The organism is Hafnia paralvei, from assembly GCF_020150375.1.
Lineage (GTDB): Bacteria > Pseudomonadota > Gammaproteobacteria > Enterobacterales > Enterobacteriaceae > Hafnia > Hafnia paralvei.
On record NZ_CP083737.1, the window covers coordinates 3378366 to 3401073 of the forward strand.

Consider the following 22708-nt stretch of genomic DNA (forward strand, 5'->3'; position numbering starts at 1 on the left):
AGGCAGAATGGGAGGTCATAACGTCAGGCTGGGTGAAATACCACCAAAGGATAACAACGCAAAAATCATTTATTTATATGAAAAATAAAGATTAATTTAAAACATTGAGATTTTGTTGAGTAAAATTTGAGGTGGAAGACTATTTAGGGGTAGGTAGCCGTTTTTAACGCTGAAAATAAAAAATGGGGGGATGAATTAAAGCAAACTCAGATAGTATTAGTAATAATAGTAACAGTATGAAAATAACGTATTGTGTTTTTTCGCCAGACATATCAGCATCTCGCGGCAAAATATCCGTTTCTGGACAAAATATCTCTTCCAGAAGCTGTTTTCATCCTTGAGGTTGATCCTGATGATCACGATAAAACCCGTGCTGCTGTCCCTTTTAGTTGGGCTTCCGCTGTTCGCCAGCGCTAGCGAATCCGATACGAGTACGCCCATTGAACGCCAGAAATGTGGCAAGAATATCAGCCTGACGGTGCGAGACGTCGATAGTGGTCATGCCGTGATTGGGTTGATTAATCATAAAACTAAATCCTGGGATTATTTCTATTCACAGCATGGTTTTATTAACTATCGTAAGTATTCTCAATATGTGCCCGTTTGGTATGACACTAAAGCGAATAAATATGAGCTGGTTAAACAAACGGCGGCTTCAAGCGCCCCTATATTTTGGGGCGCGGACAAAGCCGGTAATTATTTGCTTTCTCTCGGTGGACACAACTATCGCTGTGGCGCTTTAAGCGCGCCTGAGACAAATTCACGCAGCACCAACGAAAACTTAAACGCGGTCTATGGCGAATAAACAGGCGCGATGCTTGATAAACGAACGCCAGATAAATAACGCGAGACATAAAAAATCCCCAGCCATTTTAGCCTAATGCTTGTCAGTTAAGCCTGATTTTAGGGAAAGTACACCGATGGGGTCGTAGCGGCGAAGCCGCCGGAGTGCCCCGCGGTGTGCTAGCCCCGTGTATCTCGCTCTCTTAAATGAACAGCATTAAGCAATTTTAGCCGGGGGTTTTTTATATATTGATGAAAAAATTAGCGTGATTTTTTGGTCGCTAACGTTTTCAAATTTCGCCCGTAAACAAACCAGGTAATCAGAATACAGACCACATAAAACACCACGAAAACCTTCATTGCGCCAGCCGGAGAGCCCGTCAGCGCCAGAGAAGTACCAAACGCTTTAGGAATGAAGAACCCACCCGCTGCCCCAATCGCAGAGATAAAGCCCAATGCTGCCGCTGTGTCAGTGACCGCTTCGCGTTGAGCCTGCTCATCGCTCCCCCCATGAGCCTTGACGCTATCTATCGTGATTTTACGAAATACCACAGCGATCATCTGGAAAGTAGAACCACTCCCCAACCCCGCAGTTAAGAACAACAACATAAAGACGCTGTAGAACGCGATAAATGAGCCACCGATACCGTGCGTTGGTAAGGTCAAGAACAGCAGCGCGGCAAAAATTGCCATCAATACGAAGTTAATCAGGGTGACGCGAATCCCCCCAAAGCGATCGGATAACGCGCCCCCCACTGGACGAGCTAACGCCCCTAAGAAAGGCCCAAAGAACGCATAATGCAAAATCACCACATCTGGGAACTGTGTTTTCGACAGCATGGCAAAACCAGCAGAAAAACCGATGAATGAGCCAAAGGTCGAGAGGTAGAGCACGCTCAATATCCATAGATGTGCACGTTTTAATACCGGTAACTGCTGGCTCAAAGACGCTTTAGACGCCGCCAGATCGTTCATTCCGAACCAGGCAAACAGCGTAGCGATGATCAGGAAAGGAACCCAGATCCAAGCCGCATTCTCCAGCCACAAACTGCTGCCGTCGGGCTGAGTATGACCCGTACCACCAAAAATACCGAAAATGCTGATTGAAATAGCGATAGGCGCAATCAACTGCATCACGCTTACGCCCAAATTCCCCAAACCACCGTTTAGCCCCAGTGCGCCGCCCTGTTTGTTTTTCGGGAAGAAGAAACTAATGTTAGCCATGCTGGAAGCAAAGTTTGCCCCGGCAAAACCGCACAGCAGGGAAATCGTCACAAACACGCTAAACGACGTCGAGGGATCCTGCACGGCAAAACCCAGCCATACACATGGGATCACTAAGAAGATGGTGCTAATTGCCGTCCAGCGACGCCCGCCAAACATAGGGATCACAAAGGAGTATGGCACCCGCAAAATAGCGCCAGAAACAGACGGTAGCGCAGTTAACATAAACAGTTGGTCGGTCGTGAAGTTAAAACCAACTTTGTTAAGATTTACCGCCACCGCGCTGAATAACATCCAGACGCAAAAAGCGAGTAATAAACAAGGAATTGAAATCCATAGATTACGCTGAGCCGTTTTCTGGCCTATTTTCTGCCAAAACTCTGGCTCTTCAGGGCGCCAGTCCTGAATCACGCCCCCTTTTTGCTTTAAGTCTGGAGCGGATGCTTGTGTCATATAAACCTCTGCTTTTATCCGGTTAAGTAGCGGAGTTGTACGCATCACGCACCTGAGCAAACTTGATACAAATCAAGCCGCTGTAAGGTAGCAATTTACCGTAATTAGCCATAACTCCCTTAATGAGTAGTCGGCTTTATGATAAATATTTCTGAAGAATCATCTGGTTAAAAGCGGGTGAAAATGGCATTCACTGCGTGAGTAGCATAGGCAAATATTAAGGGTTACTTCCTTATGGGTATGGGGTTATTCACTAGGATGATTTAAAAAGGCCTTTTAAGGGCATCTTTCCCTTTGCTGACTCATTTCGACCGCCGGTAAATCGCTATGAAACATTTCTGTGCCCGTTTTTCAATTGTCAGTCAGGTGGCAGCTTTAATGCTGTTGCTGGGTATCATTGGCATTGCAGGCATGAGCGTTTCAGGTTGGATGGCACAAAGTATTCAGGGCAATGCCCATGCGATAAATACGTCTGGATCTCTGCGTATGCAGAGTTATCGCCTGTTATCGATGGTACCGTTAAATAGCAGCAATCAACGCTATCTCGATGAGCTGGAAAAATCTTTAAATAGCCCAGTCTTGCTCTCTGCGGTCAAAGAAGAACATCTCAACGGTCAGTTCACCGCGCTACAGCGCTACTGGCAAGAACAGTTGCGTCCTGCGTTGATTGCATCTAAGCACCCCGCTGACGCCAGAGAAAATGTGGTGAGATTTGTCGGGCATCTCGATGAGTTGGTTTCCTCTATCGATCATCAGACCGAACAACGTTTAACCATGGTCGGCGTGGTACAGAAAATTTTTATCCTGCTGACGTTGCTACTTCTGGCCGGAACCGTTTTCTATTTACGCCGCCGTTTACTACACCCTTGGCGCCAACTGGTAAGCATGTCGCAAACTATTGGACAAGGAAATTTCAGCCAACGCTTTCAGCAAACCACGCATCAGGATGAGATGGCCATCCTTGGTTCAACGCTGAATGCCATGTCATCAGAACTGTCGCTGATGTATGGCAAGCTTGAACAGCTCGTCGAACAAAAAACCAATGACCTGCAAAAGAAAAATCAGGTGCTTTCTTATCTTTACCGAGCCAGCCGCCAGTTACATTCGCGGGCGCCACTGTGTTCCCGTTTGCTACCTGTTCTGACCGAGTTACAGGAACTCACCCCGCTGCACTCCTTACAAATTCGCCTTTATGAAAATAACAGCGATGAGCAGTTTGACGAACTGAACTGTGTTGAGACAGAGCGCCCATTGCGCTGCCCCGATAGCCACTGTGTACAGTGCTTAAATCAGCCTGAGCACCTGCATACTGCACCTAGTCATACCGTAAGCTGGCGCCTCAACGATCAGGCCGGTAAGTATGGTCTGATTCTTGCGCAGTTGCCTGACGGATTTAGCCTTCAGCCGGAGCAACAGCAGCTGATGATGACGCTGGCCGAACAGATCACCAGCACATTAGCGTTAGAACAACAGGCTGACCAACAACAGCAGCTTGCGGTGATGGAAGAACGCTCCGCCATCGCGCGCGAACTGCATGATTCCATTGCACAGTCTTTATCCTGCCTCAAGATGAAAATCAGTTACTTGCAGATGCAATCTACTGCGCTGCCCGATAATATTCGGGAGCAGCTTCAAGAAATGCGTGAGGAGCTAAATGCAGCTTACCGTCAGCTACGCGAACTGCTAACCACTTTCCGACTTAAGCTCAGCGAACCTGGGCTGCTGGCCGCGTTACAGGTTACCGTAGCCGAATTTAATCAGCGCTTTGGCTTCGATATTCAGCTGGATTATCAGCTTCCCGCCAAGTCAGTACCACCGCATCAGGCAATTCATCTAGTACAAATCGCCCGCGAGGCACTAAGCAACATTCTTAAGCATGCGCAGGCAACGCAGGTAGACATCAGCGTTGCGATGCAAAACGACGACATTGTTATGTGCGTTCGAGATAACGGCCTTGGCATAAGCGATACACCTGAGCGACACAACCACTATGGGTTAGTGATTATGAGCGATCGCGCCAATAGCCTAAACGGAGAGTGTGCCATTTCACGCCGAGAGAACGGCGGCACGGAAGTGCGCGTTGTCTTCCCACAGGAATCACGTTAATTCCGCGGCATCTGGTTTAGAGGAGAGAGTGATGAATTCCGAATTAGCCCCAGAAGATCAATACACTATTATATTGATTGACGATCATCCGATGCTGCGTAGCGGCGTAAAACAACTCATTAGCTTAGAACCACAGCTCAAGGTGATTGGTGAGGCCAGCAGTGGTCAACAAGGTATCGAATTAGCTGAAAAACTCGATCCTGATTTAATTTTGCTCGACCTCAATATGCCTGGTATGAATGGGCTAGAAACGCTGGATCAACTGCGCACCCGGACGCTTTCTGGCCGTGTGGTGGTATTTAGCGTTTCCAACCATGAAGACGATGTGATCAGCGCGCTAAAGCGCGGTGCCGATGGCTATCTGCTGAAAGATATGGAGCCAGAAGATCTGCTGCGATCTCTACATCAAGCCGCCGCTGGACAGGTGGTGCTCAGCGAGGCACTCACCCCCGTTTTAGCCGCTAGCCTGCGTGAAAGTCGGCCTTCCTCTGAACGTGACGTCCAACAGTTAACACCGCGCGAATGTGACATTTTGAAGCTGATTGCCCAAGGGCTACCTAACAAAATGATCGCTCGTAAACTCATGATTACCGAAAGTACGGTAAAAGTTCACGTCAAACACTTACTGAAAAAGATGAAGTTAAAATCACGGGTGGAAGCTGCCGTTTGGGTGTTACAAGAAAAAGTGTTTTAGTCTGAGATTTAAATAACCAAAAAGCCCGCTAGATGACCTAACGGGCTTTTTTATTAAAAGAGAGTTTTATTTATTGTGATCGATTAGGAATTTCACTACATCGGCATACTCGGTGCGGTAACCTTCTACCGTCTTCGACTGCATACCATCATTTTTAATCTGATATTGTCCATCTACGTAGAATGATGGAGTGCCGCGCACGCCGAAGGCTTCAAGTGCATTTTTTTGCTTAGCGGTAATCGATTTCACCATAAAGCTATGCGCTGCCCCATCATATTCTTCGGCAGGGATACCCGCGTTAATAAATACCTGACGGATATCTTCTTTGCTATTAATTGATTTGTTTTTCTGCACGGCGTCAAAAAGAGGCTGTTCAACTTTGTCTTCAACCCCTAAAGCAATCGCGATAGACCATGCCTCGGTAAGCTCTTCTCCCATTGCGCCCAAGAAGCTAGCGTGATACTTCACCACCTTTTCGCCCTGAGGTAAGCGCTCATTCACCGCTTGTCCTACTTTGTAAACGTTGGCAAATTGGTTGCACGGTGGGCAATAAAAGGAGAAAAACTCAACAACCGCGGGGGCATTCGGTACTTTATTCTGCAGTTTTATGTACTGTTTGCCTTCTTGATAATCCGCCGCATGCGACGCAAAAGCGAATAATGAGAATGCGCTGAACAACGCCAGCAAAAGATACTTTTTCATATGTTTGAGCATTACCGTTATTAGAGAGTGAAACATCGGCAAAAATGTTAGCATCAACACGCAAAAAACCACGCCCTATTTACGGTTAATTACACAGAAATACAAACTTGAGTATTAATTGCTCGCTGATAATTTCGATAGAAATAACCATAAAAAGAGTCAAAAATTAAAATTTTTATTTCCCGAGCACTCTTAATGCTCGGGAAATATATAACAAAAGTACGTTATGACAGATTATTTCCAGTCTGGCTTGCTTTCAATTTGGTTAGTGAGCATCGCCTTCATCTGCTCGTTCGGCTTACCCAGCCACTGATATTTTGCATACTTGCTTGGGTGTTCAAGTGCATCTGGAGTATCCGTGATTTCCACACGAACGCCCCATGCCTGCTTCTTATCGCTACTAAATGCCACATACATGAAGTTATTGGCGCAGTCGTGGGGTTTGCAAATATTCCCTATCTGATATTTTTTGCCTTGCCAAGTTACCCATTCAGGAGGGGTTGAGGTGCCAGTACCTTTGCGGGCCCAAACAGGCAAATTTTTCTGCCCCTTCACCATCTTTTGCCACGTTTGTTGATAGCCTGATTGCTGTACCAGCTCCGACGTTGAAATAGGGATATTTACAGCAAAACTGGTCGAACTGATCCCCAGTACGACACCAAACAACGCGATTCTAAGCATTTTTTTATCAATCATAGTCAACATCCTTTGCGGCTCTAATATCTAATGCAAATCTAACAATTAAAAACATACGAATATTCTATATGACCACGCGACAAGCCAAAAGTTGATCCATACCACGAAAGTTAGGACAAAAAAGCGGGAAACTCACGTTGGTATGACAACTTAGGGTAAGCTATCAACCAACAGAATCGACTTGAGAAACAGGAATATGTTCACGCTCCCATCGTTGCCACCACTTGATAAAAGCCTTCACAGCGCCGAGCTTGCGCACCCACTGAATAAGCTCGAGGAAGATAAGATCTCGCAAATGGTGGCCGATCTGGATTTGAACGGCTCAATGAAAGAACATTATCTAACGGGTTGGATGGGGCTCTGTCCGTTGGTGATGATCCGCAATTACCAAGATAAACGCGGCACCTCAAACGGTTTCATGCTCACTCGACCGGGGCATTTTCGCTTTAGCGTGCAAGCCATCACCTTCCGTATTCCCAAATTTCTACTGTGGGCAACATTTCGACGTAAGCCTCGCACCATGGCATTAATTGCCTACCAGCAACTAGGTGAAAACGGTGGCGGACTGATTCAGTATCGCAATATTCTTGATGCCGAGATGAAAGAAACCGTGAACCAACAGTGGCGAGATATTAACGACTATCTTGGTGCCGCCTGTTATCAGGTTGAAAACGATTACCCACTTTGGCAAACGCTTGAAAATGAAGTTACCGAAGATAAAGCCGATGCTCTAGCGAATACGTTGGCCAGTAATGGGAAAAAACTGCAAAAAGACGATGAATTTAGCGGCCTATGGCAGGGTGAACTCTTTATTGCAACTCGACCTGCTGGAGAAACCTCGCCATGTACATCGGTAATGATTAGCTGGCATGACGGCGACGGAATTGGCAGCTACCTTTATGGCTGGCTACAGGATGAACAGGGGAAGAAGCAGTTAGCCTTGGCGATTCGCCCCGGAAAAAACGAGCAATTTTTCACGCTCAATCGTTTTGATGCAGAACACATACAAAGAGCCAAAGCGCTATTTAGTTTGGTGACCCACCGTGAATAAAGGCTGGGCATGAATATGTCTGAGGAAATTCTCGATGAAGAGAGAGATCCTCAGACAATCACGTCATCTTATTGCTCTAGCAGCTTCATCTTAACAATCACTGGAATATGATCGCTGGCAACCGGCCAATTCACCGCCTTCCATTCTGCTTTCTTATTCGGAACCGTAAGCTCTTCAATTTTCCACTGCTGTCCACGGAAAGCAAAAAGGTGATCTAAGTCGAGAGCAGGGTTCGCTGCAGGCCACGTTCTCATATCAGCCCCTTCAACAACCAACGGATTCCAATAGCGTTCAAGCTCTCTAATTGCAGGTCCATTGTAGGTATCGTTGAAGTCACCAGCCAAAAGTTTAATCGATGAAGCGATATTATTGAACGACGAGTCGGTATTCCCGATCGTCACGTTTTCTATCTCACGAATTTGCTGCAAACGGATCGTAGGATCTTCTTGCCAATCAAGATGCGTACTCATCATGATGATAGGGGAATCAAAATGTGGCACCTGAATTTGAGTCACGAGTAAAACTCGCTGCTCCCCATCTCCTGATGGCAGAGGAAACACCTGTTGCTTATCGATTGGATATTTGGAAAGCAGCGCAACGCCGTACTCACCACCTTCGAAATCAATCGCTTTACCAAATGCAGCGTGCATACCCGTTAACTTAGCAAGCTCGGCAACTTGATCAACCTTTCCGCTGCGCTGCGTATTTTTATCGACCTCATTCAACGAAATAATATCGGCATTCATCGCCTTAATCGCTTTAGCAAGCGTGCTGAGATCGGATACCCTTGCCGCAGCCATATTGTAATTAGCAATAGTCAGCTGAGGCGCTTGAGATTCGCTATAGATTTTATTTGGCGTACCATTTTTTTCAGGAGTCAGAACCTTTGTATCGGCGTGGGCTGCAAAAACAACAAATGGAATAAGGCCTAGAATTATTTTTTTCATTAATGTCACCTGGTTAATTTATTTGCCAGTACATGATAATCACGATTTCCAAGCAAAAACTGTTTGGTATCAAAATGAAGAAAGGTCACACTTAACTCGGATGACTAAATATCTAAACCTCGTGTTACATCACAGTTTCCATGCAAGTGTGATTCAACTTACATAATATAAATCAGCGAGTTACACAAAATCCTCTCTTCATTTGGCGTCTCAGGCTTTTACCACCACTGATGAAAATGATGCACGGGTCCAATCCCTTGCCCGACCTCTAATGAATCCGCGGCTTCCAGCGCATTTTGCAGATAATTTTTCGCCATGAATAACGTTTCACTCCAACTATGATGTCGAGGACGCAGTGCAGCTAGCGCCGCAGATAACGTACATCCGGTGCCATGAGTATGACGGGTGTGAACTCTGGGAGCCGTAAAGCGCTGCTCACCGTCGGCGCTAAATAGCCAATCAGGACTTTCGTTATTGCTTAGGTGTCCACCTTTCATCAACACTGCTTGACATCCCATCTCAAGCAACGCGTACCCTTGGCGGCGCATTTCATCTTCATTTGTCGCCATGGGACAGGCTAACAAGGCCGCGGCCTCCGGCAAATTGGGAGTAATCAACGCCACGTTGGGCAGTAGCAGTTCACGGACGGCTTGCACAGCTTCAGGTGCGAGTAGCGGATCGCCGCTTTTTGCCACCATAACGGTATCTAACACCACAAAGGGGATCGTGTAGCGCTTTAACGCCTGAGCAACCTGCGCAACAATTTCTGCATTCGCCAACATGCCGATTTTCGCACTATCGATACGAACATCGGTTAATACTGAATCCAGCTGTGCCCCAACAAACAAGGGGTCAATCTGATAAACCGACTGTACTCCACAGGTATTTTGCGCCACTAGTGCGGTGATCACGCTGGTGCCATAAGCTCCCAGCGCTGAAAAAGTTTTTAAATCTGCCTGAATACCCGCGCCACCGCTCGGATCCGTTCCTGCAATAGTCAGTGCATTAATTCGCTTCATTGAATATCTCCTGAACGTAAAAAATCCTGCGGGGAAAGTTGGTACAGAGAGTCGAGGAAAGCGGGAATGAAACTGCCAGGACCGGATGAATGACGCACAGCTCGTTCACCGGCCAGCGACATCACTCGGCACGCTGTCGCTACTGCCAACAACCTATCAGGCTGTTGAACGCTAAACGCCGCCACCACGGCGGAGAGTGCGCAACCAGTGCCGACAACGCGTGTCATCAATGCATCACCACCGTTAACCGCGTAGGTTTTATCTCCGTCAGTCACGTAGTCAGTCACGCCGGTGACAGCAACGATAGCGCCCGTTTGCTGCGCTAAAGCTTGCGCTGCAGGCAAGGCATCCAAAGAACCATCAACACTATCAACACCGCGCCCACCGGGAGCTGTTCCGCTTAATGCGAGGATTTCAGAGGCATTCCCGCGAATAACCGCAGGTTGAAGAGATAAAAGATGATTAGCGAATTCGGTACGATAGGTCAGCCCCCCAACGGCTACGGGGTCTAAAATCCAAGGTTTTTGGTTTTGCTTGGCCGAGGCAATGGCTGCCAGCATCGATTGCGCTCGTTGCGCATGCAGTGTCCCGATATTAATCAACAAAGCGTCAGCTATGGAAGAAAACTGAGCAGCCTCTGCAGGCTCGACCACCATTGCGGGTGATGCACCCAAAGCCAGTAGGACATTGGCGGTGAACGTCTGTACGACTTCGTTAGTGAGACAGTGTACCAACGGGGCACAACAGCGAAACTGAGTAAAAACGGCTGCGGCACGGTCTGTGGGGAAATCGATGAGTAAGTCGGTGGGGCATGTATTGGACGTGATAGACATATTCCTCCCAACCGGCGGTCAAGAAGACGATGCCTTAAAGCATCTGACTTCCCTACGCTGGCATTATCCAGATCAGGTAATACGGGTATTTCTCAGCCTTCACAAAGAAGGGCACCCCGAGTCATTTAAAACACACTATTACGACGATGTTCCGTTCAAATTAGAACGGACAAGGCTGATAACAATCAGGTAAACAGCCTATGGTATTAAACTCTGGCACAACATAGATGCCAGACAAAAAACAAAATCTTAAAGCGACAATATCTCTTTCACAAACGGGATCGTCAGCTTGCGCTGTGCGGTGATCGACGCCCTATCCAACTGATCCAACGTCATAAACAGCGTACGCATTTCACGATCCAGACGCTTTAGTAGGAAACGTCCGACATCCTCTGGCAATTCAAAACCGCGCAATTTAGAGCGTAGCTGTAGTGCTAAAAGTTTGTCTTCGTCGCCGAGTGGCTGGAGTTTATAGATTTGTCCCCAGTCCAGACGCGAGGCCAAATCGGGTAAACGCAGATTCAGTTGGCGCGGAGGGCGATCGCCGGTGATCAATAGGCGTGTGCGGCCGGTTTCAAGGATGCGGTTATAGAGATTGAAAATTGCCATCTCCCACTCCTCTTCTCCCGCGATACATTCGATATTATCGATACACACCAGAGAGAGTTGCTCCATGCCATCAAGAACCTCTGGCACAAAGTAGGCGCGTTTATCCAAAGGCACATAGCCCACGGCTTCTCCGCGTTGGGAAAGTTCTGCGCAGGCCGCATGCAGCAGGTGACTTCGTCCCCCACCCTCACGCGACCAAAAATAGATATAGGTACCATGCTCCTGCTGCAAAGCGCCCTGCAATGCAGCTAACAGAGAAGAATTCTCTCCCGAATAGAAACTTGCGAAAGTCTCGTCATCAGGTAAATAAAGTGGCAGTGAAAGCTGTGCCGGCGTATTCAGAAGCACCTCAAACCAAAACAGGCAAAAAAACGCCGCCAGTTTAACACATAAACCAGCGGCTGTTGAGTTAGGATCTGAAGGATCGAATTAACGAGCAGGCGTTTGCTCTTCTTCCTGTTCGTCGATGATCACTTCTTCACCACGCACCATACTGATCACTTTGAATAACAAGCTCATCGCGATACCCACGATCGTTGCCAAAGCCATGCCTTTCAGCTCAGCCGCACCAATATGGATCGTCGCGCCGCTCACGCCGATGATCAAAATAATCGAGGTCAGGATCAGGTTCTGCGCTTTGTTGTAGTCCACTTTAGACTCAATCAGTACGCGGATACCAGAAGCACCGATTACCCCGTACAGCAGTAGGGACACCCCGCCCATCACCGGTACGGGTACCATCTGGATCGCCGCAGCCAGTTTGCCGATGCAGGATAATAGAATCGCCAACACCGCTGCACCGCCGATAACCCATGTGCTGTATACCTTAGTGATCGCCATAACGCCGATGTTTTCACCGTAAGTGGTATTGGGTGTTGAGCCAAAGAAACCGGAGAACATCGTAGACAGACCGTTAGCAAACATCGAACGATGCAGCCCCGGATCGCGTAGCAAATCTTTCTTCACAATATTCGCCGTAACAACTAAATGACCAACGTGCTCTGCAATAACCACCAGCGCGGCGGGTAGAATCGTCAGAATCGCAAACCACTCAAATTTCGGCGTATAGAACGTCGGCAACGCAAACCAGTGTGCTTCACGGATCGGCGTTAAATCGACAACGCCCATCGCAAACGACAGGGCATAACCCGCCAGCACACCAATAAGAATAGGAATAATTGCCAAGAAACCACGGAACAGTACCGAGCCCAGCACGGTCACACCAAGAGTGACCATAGAGATCGTAATCGTCGTGCTGTCTACGGAAGCCCCGTTGGCAGGCAGCAATCCAGCCATGTTGGCCGCGACCCCAGCCAACTCCAAACCAATTACGGCCACAATCGCGCCCATCGCTGCGGGTGGAAACATCACATCCAGCCAGCCGGTTCCCGCTTTTTTCACAATTAGCGCGACCAAACAAAACAGTGCGCCGCAGACGATAAACCCCCCTAATGCAAGTTCATAACCCAACGGTAAAAGCAGCATCACAGGGGAAATAAAGGCAAAGCTAGAGCCCAGATAAGCGGGGATTTTGCCCTTACAGATGAATAAATACAGCAGCGTACCAATACCGTTAAACAGCAAAACCGTCGCAGGGTTAATCTTAAATAAAATAGGCACGAGCACCGTTGCCCCAAACATGGCAAACAGGTGCTGAAAGCTCAACGGAATCGTTTGCAAAAGCGGTGGGCGTTCGCTTACTCCGATGACGCGACGAGTCATGGTTACATCCTCTAAGTGATTTTATTGAATTATCAGGTGTTGTGTTTTGAACTTGGCCTCACCCTAAATATTGGGAGTTGCATCTAACCGCCTAGGTTCACTCCCAAATCACTTGGTCTCATCAGTGAACCTCGCCAGCACAAATGCCGCTTCATATATGAAGGATACAGGCCAAAAAAAAGCCGACTCTCAAAGCCGGCTCATCTTTTATTTAGTACCAAATATCTTATCGCCCGCATCGCCCAAGCCAGGAATGATGTACCCCTTCTCATTCAAGCCCTGATCGATAGATGCGGTATACAGCTCAACGTCTGGATGTGCTTTTTCCAGTGCGGCAATACCTTCAGGCGCAGCAACCAATACCAGCACTTTAATGCTATGGCAGCCCGCTTTCTTCAGCAGGTCGATGGTGGCAATCATAGAACCGCCGGTTGCCAACATTGGGTCAACCACCAGAGCCATACGCTCATCGATGTTAGAAACCAGTTTCTGGAAATAAGGTACAGGTTCCAGAGTTTCTTCGTCACGGTAAACGCCAACGACGCTGATACGCGCGCTTGGTACATGCTCCAAGACGCCTTCCATCATGCCCAGACCTGCGCGCAGGATTGGAACCACGGTGATTTTTTTGCCTTTGATCTGATCTACTTCGACCGGACCGCACCAACCATCAATAGTGACTTTTTCTGTTTCTAGGTCTGCGGTCGCTTCATAGGTCAGTAAACTCCCGACCTCTGATGCCAGTTCGCGAAAACGTTTGGTGCTAATATCGTTCTCGCGCATCAAGCCCAGTTTGTGTCTTACGAGCGGGTGTTTTACTTCGACGATCTTCATCATTTCATCTCCCAGGTAGCGGTCAGCGCAAAAAAAAATCGCGAGATTATACCGCCTTTTAATTTCTGCGCCACCGTTAAAATCATGATCCAGATCAGCTTAGATGAGATCTACACGGATTACAGGAAAAAACCAGATCCCCTTCACAAGCCGCTCGCAAACGTTTGCCTAGACTGTTAGAATTGCCGCGCTCTTGAATATTTCAGGGTGGTTTCTGTTATCTGATGTGAGCTTAGGCCACGCGACCACTCGCTTTATCACAGATACCAGAACTCATCCTAACCGCCATGGGGATTTTCGCAGTGACCGACAAAACCGCTCTCAGTTACAAAGACGCAGGTGTAGACATTGATGCTGGCAATGCCTTAGTTGATCGCATTAAAGGTGTGGTAAAAGAAACTCGTCGCCCAGAGGTCATGGGGGGGCTGGGTGGATTCGGTGCGCTCTGCGCCCTACCACAAAAATATCGCGAACCAATTTTGGTTTCTGGCACCGACGGCGTCGGCACCAAGCTACGTCTGGCGATGGACTTGAAACGTCACGATACTATCGGCATTGATTTAGTCGCAATGTGCGTCAATGACTTAGTCGTACAGGGCGCCGAGCCGCTGTTCTTCCTCGATTATTACGCTACGGGTAAACTGGACGTAGATACCGCGGCTAGCGTTATCACCGGTATCGCTGAAGGCTGTAAACAGTCCGGTTGCGCATTGGTCGGTGGCGAAACCGCTGAAATGCCCGGTATGTACCACGGCGAAGATTACGACGTCGCCGGCTTCTGTGTCGGCGTGGTCGAAAAATCAGAAATCATCGACGGCAGCAAAGTTGAAGCGGGTGACGTATTAATCGCACTCGGCGCAAGCGGCCCTCATTCGAACGGTTACTCTCTGGTTCGCAAAATTCTTGAAGTCAGCCATGCCGACCCACTCACCATAGAGCTAGAAGGCAAACCACTCGCCGATCATTTATTGGCTCCCACTAAAATCTACGTAAAATCAGTTCTGAAACTGATTGAAGAACATGACATTCATGCCATTGCCCACCTGACCGGTGGCGGATTCTGGGAGAATATCCCACGCGTTCTGCCGGAGGGTACTCAGGCCGTCATTGATGAATCCAGTTGGCAGTGGCCTGCAGTCTTTAACTGGCTCCAGCAGAACGGTAACGTCAGCCGTCATGAAATGTATCGTACCTTTAACTGTGGCGTAGGTATGATTATCGCTCTGCCAGCCGTAGAAGCCGATGCCGCTATCGCACTCATGAATGCCAACGGTGAAAAGGCGTGGAAAATCGGTACAATTGCCGCTTCCACCAGCGAAGAGCGTGTGGTGATTAACGCATAAGCGGTTCATGTTATGAAAAACATCGTGGTTTTAATTTCCGGCAACGGCAGCAATTTACAGGCGTTAATCGACGCCTGTCATGAGGGTCGGATCCGTGCTCGTATCAGTGCCGTATTTAGCAACAAGGCCGATGCCTATGGGCTTGAACGCGCGGCACATGACAATATTCCTGCTCATTATTTAGATCCGAAAGCCTTTGCCGACCGCGATGCTTTCGATCTTGCCTTGATGCATGAGATCGACAATTACCATCCCGACCTGGTCGTTCTCGCTGGGTATATGCGTATTCTGTCGCCGCGTTTTGTTCAGCACTATAATGGTCGGATGCTCAACATCCATCCGTCGCTGTTACCAAAATATCCGGGTCTGCATACGCACCAACAAGCGTTAAACAACGGCGATGAAGAGCATGGCACCTCAGTGCACTTCGTCACCGATGAGCTCGACGGTGGCCCAGTCGTATTGCAAGCCAAGGTGCCGATCTTTGAGCAAGATAGCGAAGACGAGATTATCGAGCGCGTTCAGGTACAAGAACACGCCATCTATCCGCTGGTTGTCAGCTGGTTTGTCGAAGGCCGTTTAACGACTAAAGACGATGCGGCTTGGCTAGACGGCGTTCGTTTGCCACCGCAGGGATATGCGCCGGACTAGTATCGTTACAATCACGAATATTCCTTTAAATCCCCGGTTTTAGCTGGGGATTTTTGTATTTACGCTTCCGTGGCTTTTTCTGACATTAACTAACGCTATAATAAAACTCGTAGTATTCACTACATCGGCTATTCAGCTGAAAATTATGACAGTGAGAGGAATCAACATGTCCAGCGACAACAACGTCAGATTACGTCCCCTGGAACGGGAAGATTTGACGTTCGTTCATCAACTCGATAATAACGCCAGCATTATGCGTTACTGGTTTGAAGAACCCTATATTGCCTTTGTAGAACTCTCTGAGCTGTATGACAAACATATCCACGATCAGAGCGAACGTCGCTTCGTCGTTGAGCATGACGGGGTAAAAATCGGTCTGGTAGAGTTGGTAGAAATTGACCACATCCACCGCCGAGCAGAATTCCAGATCATTATTGATCCAGCCCATCAAGGCCACGGCTATGCCAGCAAAGCTGCCAAGCTGGCAATGGATCACGGATTTTCCGTGCTCAATCTCTACAAGCTGTATTTAATCGTCGACAAAGAAAACCAAAAGGCGATCCATATCTACAGCAAGCTTGGTTTTGAAATTGAAGGCGAACTGATCCACGAATTCTTTATCAACGGTGAATATCGCAATGCGATCCGCATGTGTATTTTCCAACCTGACTATTTGGCGAAATACAAATCACCGACGCCGCCGGTGAATCCAACCGGACTCTGATTTTAGTTCGCCGGATACAGCAGAGCCCGATTTTATCGGGCTCTGTTTGTTCATCTCATCCTAATATTTACTTCTGGTGATGCTCACAGCCACATCCCCAGTTTTTCAATTTAGGTGTTTTACCAATACCAGGATTCAATGTATTGGTAGGATCGTTTTGCTGATAGAACGCTTTTAACTGCGGTTTGGCCTGATATAAGTGGCCCACGTTATGCTCCGCAGGATATTCCGCGCCACGCTGATCCAGCAGCGCCAGCATTTTATCTTTCAGCGCATGCACATCGACGCCTTTTTTGACGATGTAATCCTGATGGAAAACGTAGCACATGAAATGCCCGTAATAGAGGCGATGTACCAGCGCATCATCAAACTCCGGCGGCAAGCGTTCAAACCAATCATGATCGTTACGACGCAGTGCGATATCCAGCGCCAAAATATCCTCAACCTCTTTGCTGTGCACCGCGTTATAGCGTATTGCGGCGCCTGCCGCGGCAAAACGGTGTAAGAATGCCTTCGCCCCTTCTTCCGGTGTGCAGACAAAGAATTCACCTTCGGCCTGAGCAAAGTAAGATTCCAACCATGTGCGGGCTTCTTCAATACCTTCGCCTGACATTTTTAGCATCAGGTGATGTTCAAAACGGTCACGATACTCTTTCAATCGTTTAGGCAAATGCGATGGCAGCAAATGACTCAAGGTTTGCATCGTACGATCGACCAGATGTGAGGGTAAGAAAGGCACTTTGCCAAATAAGGCATCCATACGGCCTTTGAGCGTGAAGAAAGTCGGCATTTTGTCGGTGCCTAACTTGTCGATCATCACAAAGGTGTCTTTCCCATAGACTTCAGCGATATCAAATATATCGCGGTGCATGTATTCACCCGCGACCGGCAAATTTTTAAAGTTGGCCAGCATATGACGGCGCAATTCCGTCAGCACCTGCGGCTGGTTAGTACCGATATAAAACACCTGCGAAGATTTTTGTGCCGGAAAAGTATCTAAACGAACCGCAAATACCGCCAACTTGCCTGCGCAACCAGAAGCTTCAAACAAACGGCGCTCGTCTGCGTTAAAACGCGAAGGCGTGTCAGCATCAACATCACGAATACGCTCAGCGTAATCATGGTCTGAAGCCTGACGCTCGTCATGCTCGACGTCTTGTGGAGTGTACTGTTGTGCCTCCAAACGTGTCAGGATCTCTTCCGGCGTACTGCCTAACTCAATGCCCAAGTGGTTGATGAGCTCAACCTGTCCCAGTTCATTTACCCGGCCATAAAGCGCCATTTCGGTATAGGCAGGGCCACGGTGAACCAAGGAGCCACCCGAGTTATTGCAGATCCCTCCCACTACCGATGCGCCGATACACGAAGAACCAATGACCGAATGCGGTTCGCGCCCAAGCGGTTTTAGCACGCGTTCCAGATGCCACAGCGTGCTGCCAGGCAAAGCAACCACCTGTTTACCTTCATCTAGCACCTGAATTTTATCCAAACGTTGGGTGCTGATAATGACGATCTCTCGGTCATAATCGTTACCACTCGGGGTAGATCCTTCCGTGAGCCCGGTATTGGCTGCTTGCATCAATACAATTTTATCGGCCTCTACGCAGGCTTTGAACACCTTCCACTGCTCCAGCAAACTGCTCGGAAAAACGACCGCAAGCGCATCACCCTGCCCTGACCGAAATCCCTTGCGATAACGCTCGGTCTTGCGAGCATCGGTAAGAATATGGGATTTTCCCACGATCTCTGTGAGTTGATGAATGAGCGCACGTGAGTCAGATAACTGATTTCCAGCGTGAGGTTGTACCTGCATAGCCATCGTCCTTTTATTAGTATGATGAATCCTTTCGAGAATACCGCTTTTTGAACGAATGTGAAAAAAATTATACTAATTAGTTAAAGAAATAATTTCCCCACACGCCAAAAAAAGCCCGACACAAAGGTCAGGCTTTTGAAGTACAAAACACGGCTACTCATGCAGCCCGCATTCGCGTTTTAGGCCAAAGAATCGCGTTTCTTCCTCCGCCATCCCCGGTTCCCATTTGCGCGTGGTATGCGTATCGCCAACGGAGAGATATCCCTGTTCCCACAACGGATGATAGCTCAGACCATTTTGCTGTAAATATTGATAAATTTGCTGATTATCCCAGTCGATGATCGGCAGAATTTTAAATACGCCACGTTGAATAGCTAACACAGGTAAATGTGCTCGACTACCTGACTGCTCACGGCGTAGGCCTGCAAACCACGTTTGCGCTCCGAGCTCTTGCAGCGCACGGTTCATCGGCTCGACTTTATTCATATCGTTATAGCGTTCTATGCCTTCAACGCCCTGTTCCCAAAGTTTGCCATAGCGCGCTTCCTGCCATGCCGGTGACTGTACTGCGCGGTAAACTTTAAGATTCAAATTCAGCTTTTCGGTAAGCGAATCAATAAATTGATACGTTTCAGGAAAGAGATAACCCGTATCCGTCAGAATCACGGGAATCGTGGGCAGTTCACGCGTGACTAAATGCAACGACACCGCAGCCTGAATCCCAAAACTGGAAGACAACGCAAACTCGGCAGGCAAATGCTCCAACGCCCACTGCACTCTCTGCTGCGCACTGAGCTTCTCCAACTGAGTATTGATTTCAGCTAAAGCCATCACCTGCTCAACTTTTGGGAGCGCTTTTAATTCGTTCAGATCTAATTGGGACATAATCAAAGTCCTCCACATCAATGCGCCCTAACAAGCAACTTAGTCATAGAAGTCTCTTGCCGGATCGAGTACTGGCCGCACAATTCCTGCTCGAATAGTAAAATCGCCAAAACCTTCATCTGTATGGCGCTCTTTTGCCCAGCGGCCAACCAGTTCGTCAATCACAGCAAGAATTTCTGCGTCACTAATGTTCTCTCGGTACATACGCGGGATACGGGTTCCAGCGCGGTTGCCACCGAGATGGAGGTTATAGCGGCCAATTGCTTTACCCACCAAACCAATTTCCGCCAGCAGTGCACGACCACAGCCATTTGGACATCCGGTAACGCGTAGTACAATATGTTCATCGCCCACGCCGTGGCTTTGCATAATTTCCTCAACCTGCGTAACAAACTGAGGTAAAAAGCGCTCGGCTTCCGCCATTGCCAGCGGGCACGTGGGATACGAAACACAGGCCATCGAGTTTTTACGTTGCTCGCTGACGCTGTCATCCATCAACCCATGCTCACGTGCAATTCGCTCAATGCGGGCTTTGTCTTCTTCAGCCACGCCCGCCACAATCAGATTCTGGTTAGCGGTTAAGCGGAAATCACCGGTATGGATTTTGGCTATTTCAGCCATGCCCGTTTTAAGAGGACGATTTGGATAATCCAAAATGCGTCCATTTTCGATAAACAGCGTGAGATGCCATTTTTTGTCGATGCCTTTTACCCAACCAATACGATCGCCACGGCCAGTAAATTCATAGGCGCGTACCGGTTCAAAGATGACACCCGCGCGCTTTTCCACTTCAGCTTTGAAGTTTTCGACTCCCACGCGTTCCAATGTGTATTTGGTTTTGGCATTTTTACGATTGGTACGGTTTCCCCAATCGCGCTGGGTAGTCACTACGCCTTCGGCCACAGCCAGCGTATGCTCAACCGGGATAAAACCTAACTCGCTGGCAGTACGGGCATAGGTTGCCTTATCGCCATGTGCAATAGAGAGCCCGCCGCCGACCAATACGTTGAAGCCAACCAGCTTGCCGTTTTCAGCAATCGCCACAAAGTTAAGATCGTTAGCGTGCAAATCGACATCATTCTGCGGAGGGATGACTACCGTAGTTTTAAACTTACGCGGCAGATAGGTCGCGCCTAAAATCGGCTCTTCGTCGGTAGTCTCTACTTTCTCCTGATCCAGCCAGACTTCCGCATAGGCACGAGTACGTGGCAAAAGATGCTCAGAGAGTTTTTTCGCCCACTCATAGGCTTCTTGATGGAGCTCGGACTCCACTGGATTTGAAGTACAGAGCACGTTACGGTTAACGTCGTTAGCCGTTGCTAACGCATCCAGCCCTAGACGATTAAGCAACTGATGCACCGGTTTCACATTCTGTTTGAGAATACCGTGGAACTGGAAAGTCTGGCGGTTCGTAATACGAATGCTGCCATAAAGAGTGCTTTCGTCAGCAAACTTATCAATACCTAACCACTGCTGCGGCGTCATCACCCCGCCCGGTAAACGGCAGCGCAACATCATGGCATGACGAGGCTCCAGCTTTTGCTCGGCGCGTTCAGCTCGGATATCGCGATCATCCTGTTGGTACATGCCGTGAAAACGGATCAGCAAGAAATTATCGCCGTTGAATCCGCCTGTTAGCCCGTCATTTAAGTCTTCGGCGATAGTACCACGCAGGAAGTTGCTTTCGCGCTTCAGGCGCTCAGCGTCGGCCAATGGCGCATCTACCACCAGCGGCCCTGGATGTTTGCTGCTAAAGGTATAGTTGCTCATTAATAAACGTCCCGCTGATAGCGGCGCTCAACGCGCAGCTCACTTAAAAATTCATCGGCTTGTTCGGCGTCCATACCACCGTGTTCAGCCAATAGCTCCAGTAACGCCTGTTCAACGTCTTTCGCCATGCGGTTGGCGTCTCCGCAGACGTAAATATGTGCGCCCTTTTCAATCCAGCGCCACACTTCTGCACCTTGTTCACGCAGTTTGTCTTGAACATAGACTTTGTGATTTTGATCGCGTGACCACGCCAGATCGATACGGGATAGAACCCCCTCTTTGACATAGCGCTGCCACTCCACCTGATAGAGAAAATCTTCGGTAAAATGTGGGTTGCCAAAGAATAGCCAATTGAGCCCTTCAGCGCCCTCAGCCGCACGTTGTTGAATGAAGGCTCGAAACGGTGCAATACCGGTGCCTGGGCCAATCATAATCACCGGCGTTTGCGGGTTTGCTGGCAGTCGGAAATTATCGTTATGTTCAATAAATACGCGTAATTCGCCCTCTTCCTCTAGACGATCGGCCAGATAACCCGAGGCGCCACCGGTGCGAGCGCGGCCTTCAACGTCATAGCGCACCACACCAACGGTGATATGAACTTCATTACCCACTTCTTCTTGCGCAGAGGCGATGGAATAGAGACGTGGCGTCAGTGGGCGCAGCAGTGCAACCAGTTGCTCAGCGTCCAGATCGGCCGGAGCTTGACGGATCATATCCGGCAGCGGGGTTGTCTGAGCATATTGTTGCAGCTGGTGCTTATCCGCCAGCAGCTCAATCAACCGTTCATCACGTGACAGAGAGGCATATTTCTCTACGATCACGGTGGTATTTTGCGTAAGCTCCAAATGGTCAGTCAGCGCTTCGCGCAGCGTCAGCGTTTGCCCATTAAGCGTGATTTTTTCATCGCCCGTGCGCCACACCAGTCCGATAATCTCTTCAACTAAATCAGGATCGTTGTGATACCACACGCCCAACGCATCACCCGGCTGATAACTTAAGCCCGAGTCGCCCAGATCAATTTCGAGATGACGAACGTCTTTATCAGAGTTACGCCCCGTGATTTTTTGATTTACCGCGAGCGTCGCAGTCAACGGCGATTCTTTGCTATAAGGGCTGCTGAGTACCTGCGCCACACTTCCGGCAACGCTGGCCTGAGCCTGTGCGGGCGTAGCTTGTGGTACGCGCTGTTTAAGCACCTCAACAACCTGATTACGCCATGCTTCAGCGGCAGCCTTGAAATCGACGTCCGCATCTGCGCGATCTAATAAACGCTCAGCGCCAAGTTCACCTAAACGTGTATCAAAGTCTTTTCCGGTCTGACAGAAATTTTCATAGGATGTATCACCCAAGCCAAACACCGCAAACGCAGTCCCTGTCAGCTGTGGGGCTTTTTTCGAGAACAAATATTTATGCAGCGCTACGGCTTCCTCTGGCGGTTCACCTTCCCCTTGCGTAGAAGCAACGACCAGCAGCAGTTTTTCCTGTGCAATCTGCTTGAATTTATAATCACCGGCATTAACCAACGTAACGCTCAGACCAGCAGCGGTGAGATCATCGCGTAGCTGTTCTGACACGCGCCGAGCATTGCCCGTTTGCGAAGCAGAGATCACGGTGATTGAAGCCGCGACGGCTGGTGTTGGAGCCACAGCCACAGCACCTGGTTGTTGATTGACCATTCCCCAGAAATAACCGGATAGCCAAGCCAGCTGGTTTGGTGAAAACTCACCAATCGCCGACTGGAGCTTTGCCAACTGCTCGGGCGTTAGTGGCAGCATAGAAGTAGGAGGAGCCTGAGTCGTCATTGCTAAGTTTTCCTTGCACAGTGATCCCTGTGGCACTTCAAGCA

The 22708-nt window shown here is 48.7% G+C and carries 20 protein-coding genes and 1 riboswitch; of the genes, 7 read left to right on the top strand and 13 right to left on the bottom strand.

The window, feature by feature from the left end; all coding sequences use genetic code 11:
• Positions 1-352 precede the first annotated feature (352 nt).
• On the top strand, positions 353-805 hold the full coding sequence (locus K9N75_RS15940; RefSeq protein WP_008814199.1) for a hypothetical protein: 453 nt from the start codon (positions 353-355) through the stop codon (positions 803-805).
• A 239-nt stretch (positions 806-1044) separates the two neighbouring features.
• Here K9N75_RS15940 and K9N75_RS15945 read toward each other — a convergent pair whose 3' ends face one another.
• The gene (locus tag K9N75_RS15945; RefSeq protein WP_224451877.1) at positions 1045-2460 is read right to left on the bottom strand and encodes a NarK family nitrate/nitrite MFS transporter; all 1416 of its coding nucleotides are present in this window, start codon (positions 2458-2460) and stop codon (positions 1045-1047) included.
• 327 nt (positions 2461-2787) lie between these two features.
• On the opposite strand from K9N75_RS15945, the gene narX reads away from it, so the two are divergent.
• Together narX and narL are read left to right on the top strand one after the other, a co-directional pair.
• Positions 2788-4566, top strand: coding sequence for a nitrate/nitrite two-component system sensor histidine kinase NarX (gene narX, locus K9N75_RS15950; RefSeq protein ID WP_061059740.1), 1779 nt, complete (start codon positions 2788-2790; stop codon positions 4564-4566).
• A gap of 31 nt (positions 4567-4597) precedes the next feature.
• The gene (gene narL, locus K9N75_RS15955; protein WP_008814202.1) at positions 4598-5260 is read left to right on the top strand and encodes a two-component system response regulator NarL; all 663 of its coding nucleotides are present in this window, start codon (positions 4598-4600) and stop codon (positions 5258-5260) included.
• Between the two features lie 66 nt (positions 5261-5326).
• Here the strand turns inward: narL and K9N75_RS15960 are convergent, their stop codons facing one another.
• Positions 5327-5962, bottom strand: a complete 636-nt coding sequence (locus K9N75_RS15960; protein ID WP_374057959.1) for a DsbA family protein — start codon at positions 5960-5962, stop codon at positions 5327-5329.
• Positions 5963-6196: 234 nt separating this feature from the next.
• Positions 6197-6658, bottom strand: a complete 462-nt coding sequence (locus K9N75_RS15965) for an inhibitor of vertebrate lysozyme family protein (protein ID WP_008814204.1) — start codon at positions 6656-6658, stop codon at positions 6197-6199.
• Between the two features lie 196 nt (positions 6659-6854).
• On the opposite strand from K9N75_RS15965, the gene K9N75_RS15970 reads away from it, so the two are divergent.
• Positions 6855-7709: a hypothetical protein gene (locus K9N75_RS15970; RefSeq protein WP_008814205.1), complete on the top strand. Its 855-nt coding sequence runs from the start codon at positions 6855-6857 to the stop codon at positions 7707-7709.
• Between the two features lie 68 nt (positions 7710-7777).
• Here the strand turns inward: K9N75_RS15970 and K9N75_RS15975 are convergent, their stop codons facing one another.
• From K9N75_RS15975 to upp, 6 genes are all read right to left on the bottom strand, one after another.
• Positions 7778-8656 carry an endonuclease/exonuclease/phosphatase family protein gene (locus tag K9N75_RS15975; RefSeq protein ID WP_020303637.1) on the bottom strand — a complete coding sequence of 293 codons (879 nt, stop codon included), beginning with the start codon at positions 8654-8656 and terminating at the stop codon, positions 7778-7780.
• A 218-nt stretch (positions 8657-8874) separates the two neighbouring features.
• Complete coding sequence (gene thiD, locus K9N75_RS15980; protein ID WP_008814207.1) at positions 8875-9675, bottom strand: bifunctional hydroxymethylpyrimidine kinase/phosphomethylpyrimidine kinase; 801 nt, start codon at positions 9673-9675, stop codon at positions 8875-8877.
• Positions 9672-10508 carry a hydroxyethylthiazole kinase gene (gene thiM / locus K9N75_RS15985; protein ID WP_130954324.1) on the bottom strand — a complete coding sequence of 279 codons (837 nt, stop codon included), beginning with the start codon at positions 10506-10508 and terminating at the stop codon, positions 9672-9674. Before thiM ends, thiD begins: the two co-directional genes overlap by 4 nt.
• A gap of 32 nt (positions 10509-10540) precedes the next feature.
• A riboswitch (TPP riboswitch) is annotated at positions 10541-10637 on the bottom strand.
• 120 nt (positions 10638-10757) lie between these two features.
• On the bottom strand, positions 10758-11465 hold the full coding sequence (gene hda, locus K9N75_RS15990; protein ID WP_004091837.1) for a DnaA inactivator Hda: 708 nt from the start codon (positions 11463-11465) through the stop codon (positions 10758-10760).
• A gap of 81 nt (positions 11466-11546) precedes the next feature.
• The gene (uraA, locus tag K9N75_RS15995) at positions 11547-12839 is read right to left on the bottom strand and encodes a uracil permease (RefSeq protein ID WP_004091836.1); all 1293 of its coding nucleotides are present in this window, start codon (positions 12837-12839) and stop codon (positions 11547-11549) included.
• A gap of 207 nt (positions 12840-13046) precedes the next feature.
• Positions 13047-13673, bottom strand: coding sequence for a uracil phosphoribosyltransferase (gene upp / locus K9N75_RS16000; protein WP_035503097.1), 627 nt, complete (start codon positions 13671-13673; stop codon positions 13047-13049).
• A gap of 302 nt (positions 13674-13975) precedes the next feature.
• On the opposite strand from upp, the gene purM reads away from it, so the two are divergent.
• From purM to speG, 3 genes are all read left to right on the top strand, one after another.
• On the top strand, positions 13976-15016 hold the full coding sequence (purM, locus tag K9N75_RS16005) for a phosphoribosylformylglycinamidine cyclo-ligase (protein WP_224451878.1): 1041 nt from the start codon (positions 13976-13978) through the stop codon (positions 15014-15016).
• A 12-nt stretch (positions 15017-15028) separates the two neighbouring features.
• A complete protein-coding gene (gene purN / locus K9N75_RS16010; protein WP_039188582.1) occupies positions 15029-15667 on the top strand; it encodes a phosphoribosylglycinamide formyltransferase in 639 nt (212 codons plus the stop codon).
• A gap of 166 nt (positions 15668-15833) precedes the next feature.
• Positions 15834-16391 carry a spermidine N1-acetyltransferase gene (gene speG, locus K9N75_RS16015; RefSeq protein ID WP_008814211.1) on the top strand — a complete coding sequence of 186 codons (558 nt, stop codon included), beginning with the start codon at positions 15834-15836 and terminating at the stop codon, positions 16389-16391.
• A gap of 67 nt (positions 16392-16458) precedes the next feature.
• Here speG and dld read toward each other — a convergent pair whose 3' ends face one another.
• From dld to cysJ, 4 genes are all read right to left on the bottom strand, one after another.
• A complete protein-coding gene (dld, locus tag K9N75_RS16020; protein ID WP_224451879.1) occupies positions 16459-18204 on the bottom strand; it encodes a D-lactate dehydrogenase in 1746 nt (581 codons plus the stop codon).
• A gap of 156 nt (positions 18205-18360) precedes the next feature.
• Positions 18361-19092, bottom strand: coding sequence for a phosphoadenosine phosphosulfate reductase (gene cysH / locus K9N75_RS16025; protein ID WP_064573213.1), 732 nt, complete (start codon positions 19090-19092; stop codon positions 18361-18363).
• A 39-nt stretch (positions 19093-19131) separates the two neighbouring features.
• A complete protein-coding gene (gene cysI / locus K9N75_RS16030; RefSeq protein WP_039188575.1) occupies positions 19132-20862 on the bottom strand; it encodes an assimilatory sulfite reductase (NADPH) hemoprotein subunit in 1731 nt (576 codons plus the stop codon).
• Positions 20862-22664, bottom strand: a complete 1803-nt coding sequence (gene cysJ, locus K9N75_RS16035) for an NADPH-dependent assimilatory sulfite reductase flavoprotein subunit (RefSeq protein WP_039188572.1) — start codon at positions 22662-22664, stop codon at positions 20862-20864. The genes cysI and cysJ overlap by 1 nt, the downstream gene beginning before the upstream one ends.
• Between the last annotated feature and the right edge of the window lie 44 nt (positions 22665-22708).

Bases quoted from the DNA above. Each gene is read 5' to 3' on its own strand.
- K9N75_RS15940 (WP_008814199.1), top strand. From the start codon at position 353: ATGATCACGATAAAACCCGTGCTGCTGTCCCTTTTAGTTGGGCTTCCG.
- K9N75_RS15945 (WP_224451877.1), bottom strand. From the start codon at position 2,460: ATGACACAAGCATCCGCTCCAGACTTAAAGCAAAAAGGGGGCGTGATT.
- narX (WP_061059740.1), top strand. From the start codon at position 2,788: ATGAAACATTTCTGTGCCCGTTTTTCAATTGTCAGTCAGGTGGCAGCT.
- narL (WP_008814202.1), top strand. From the start codon at position 4,598: ATGAATTCCGAATTAGCCCCAGAAGATCAATACACTATTATATTGATT.
- K9N75_RS15960 (WP_374057959.1), bottom strand. From the start codon at position 5,962: ATGAAAAAGTATCTTTTGCTGGCGTTGTTCAGCGCATTCTCATTATTC.
- K9N75_RS15965 (WP_008814204.1), bottom strand. From the start codon at position 6,658: ATGATTGATAAAAAAATGCTTAGAATCGCGTTGTTTGGTGTCGTACTG.
- K9N75_RS15970 (WP_008814205.1), top strand. From the start codon at position 6,855: ATGTTCACGCTCCCATCGTTGCCACCACTTGATAAAAGCCTTCACAGC.
- K9N75_RS15975 (WP_020303637.1), bottom strand. From the start codon at position 8,656: ATGAAAAAAATAATTCTAGGCCTTATTCCATTTGTTGTTTTTGCAGCC.
- thiD (WP_008814207.1), bottom strand. From the start codon at position 9,675: ATGAAGCGAATTAATGCACTGACTATTGCAGGAACGGATCCGAGCGGT.
- thiM (WP_130954324.1), bottom strand. From the start codon at position 10,508: ATGTCTATCACGTCCAATACATGCCCCACCGACTTACTCATCGATTTC.
- uraA (WP_004091836.1), bottom strand. From the start codon at position 12,839: ATGACTCGTCGCGTCATCGGAGTAAGCGAACGCCCACCGCTTTTGCAA.
- upp (WP_035503097.1), bottom strand. From the start codon at position 13,673: ATGAAGATCGTCGAAGTAAAACACCCGCTCGTAAGACACAAACTGGGC.
- purN (WP_039188582.1), top strand. From the start codon at position 15,029: ATGAAAAACATCGTGGTTTTAATTTCCGGCAACGGCAGCAATTTACAG.
- speG (WP_008814211.1), top strand. From the start codon at position 15,834: ATGTCCAGCGACAACAACGTCAGATTACGTCCCCTGGAACGGGAAGAT.
- dld (WP_224451879.1), bottom strand. From the start codon at position 18,204: ATGCAGGTACAACCTCACGCTGGAAATCAGTTATCTGACTCACGTGCG.
- cysH (WP_064573213.1), bottom strand. From the start codon at position 19,092: ATGTCCCAATTAGATCTGAACGAATTAAAAGCGCTCCCAAAAGTTGAG.
- cysI (WP_039188575.1), bottom strand. From the start codon at position 20,862: ATGAGCAACTATACCTTTAGCAGCAAACATCCAGGGCCGCTGGTGGTA.
- cysJ (WP_039188572.1), bottom strand. From the start codon at position 22,664: ATGACGACTCAGGCTCCTCCTACTTCTATGCTGCCACTAACGCCCGAG.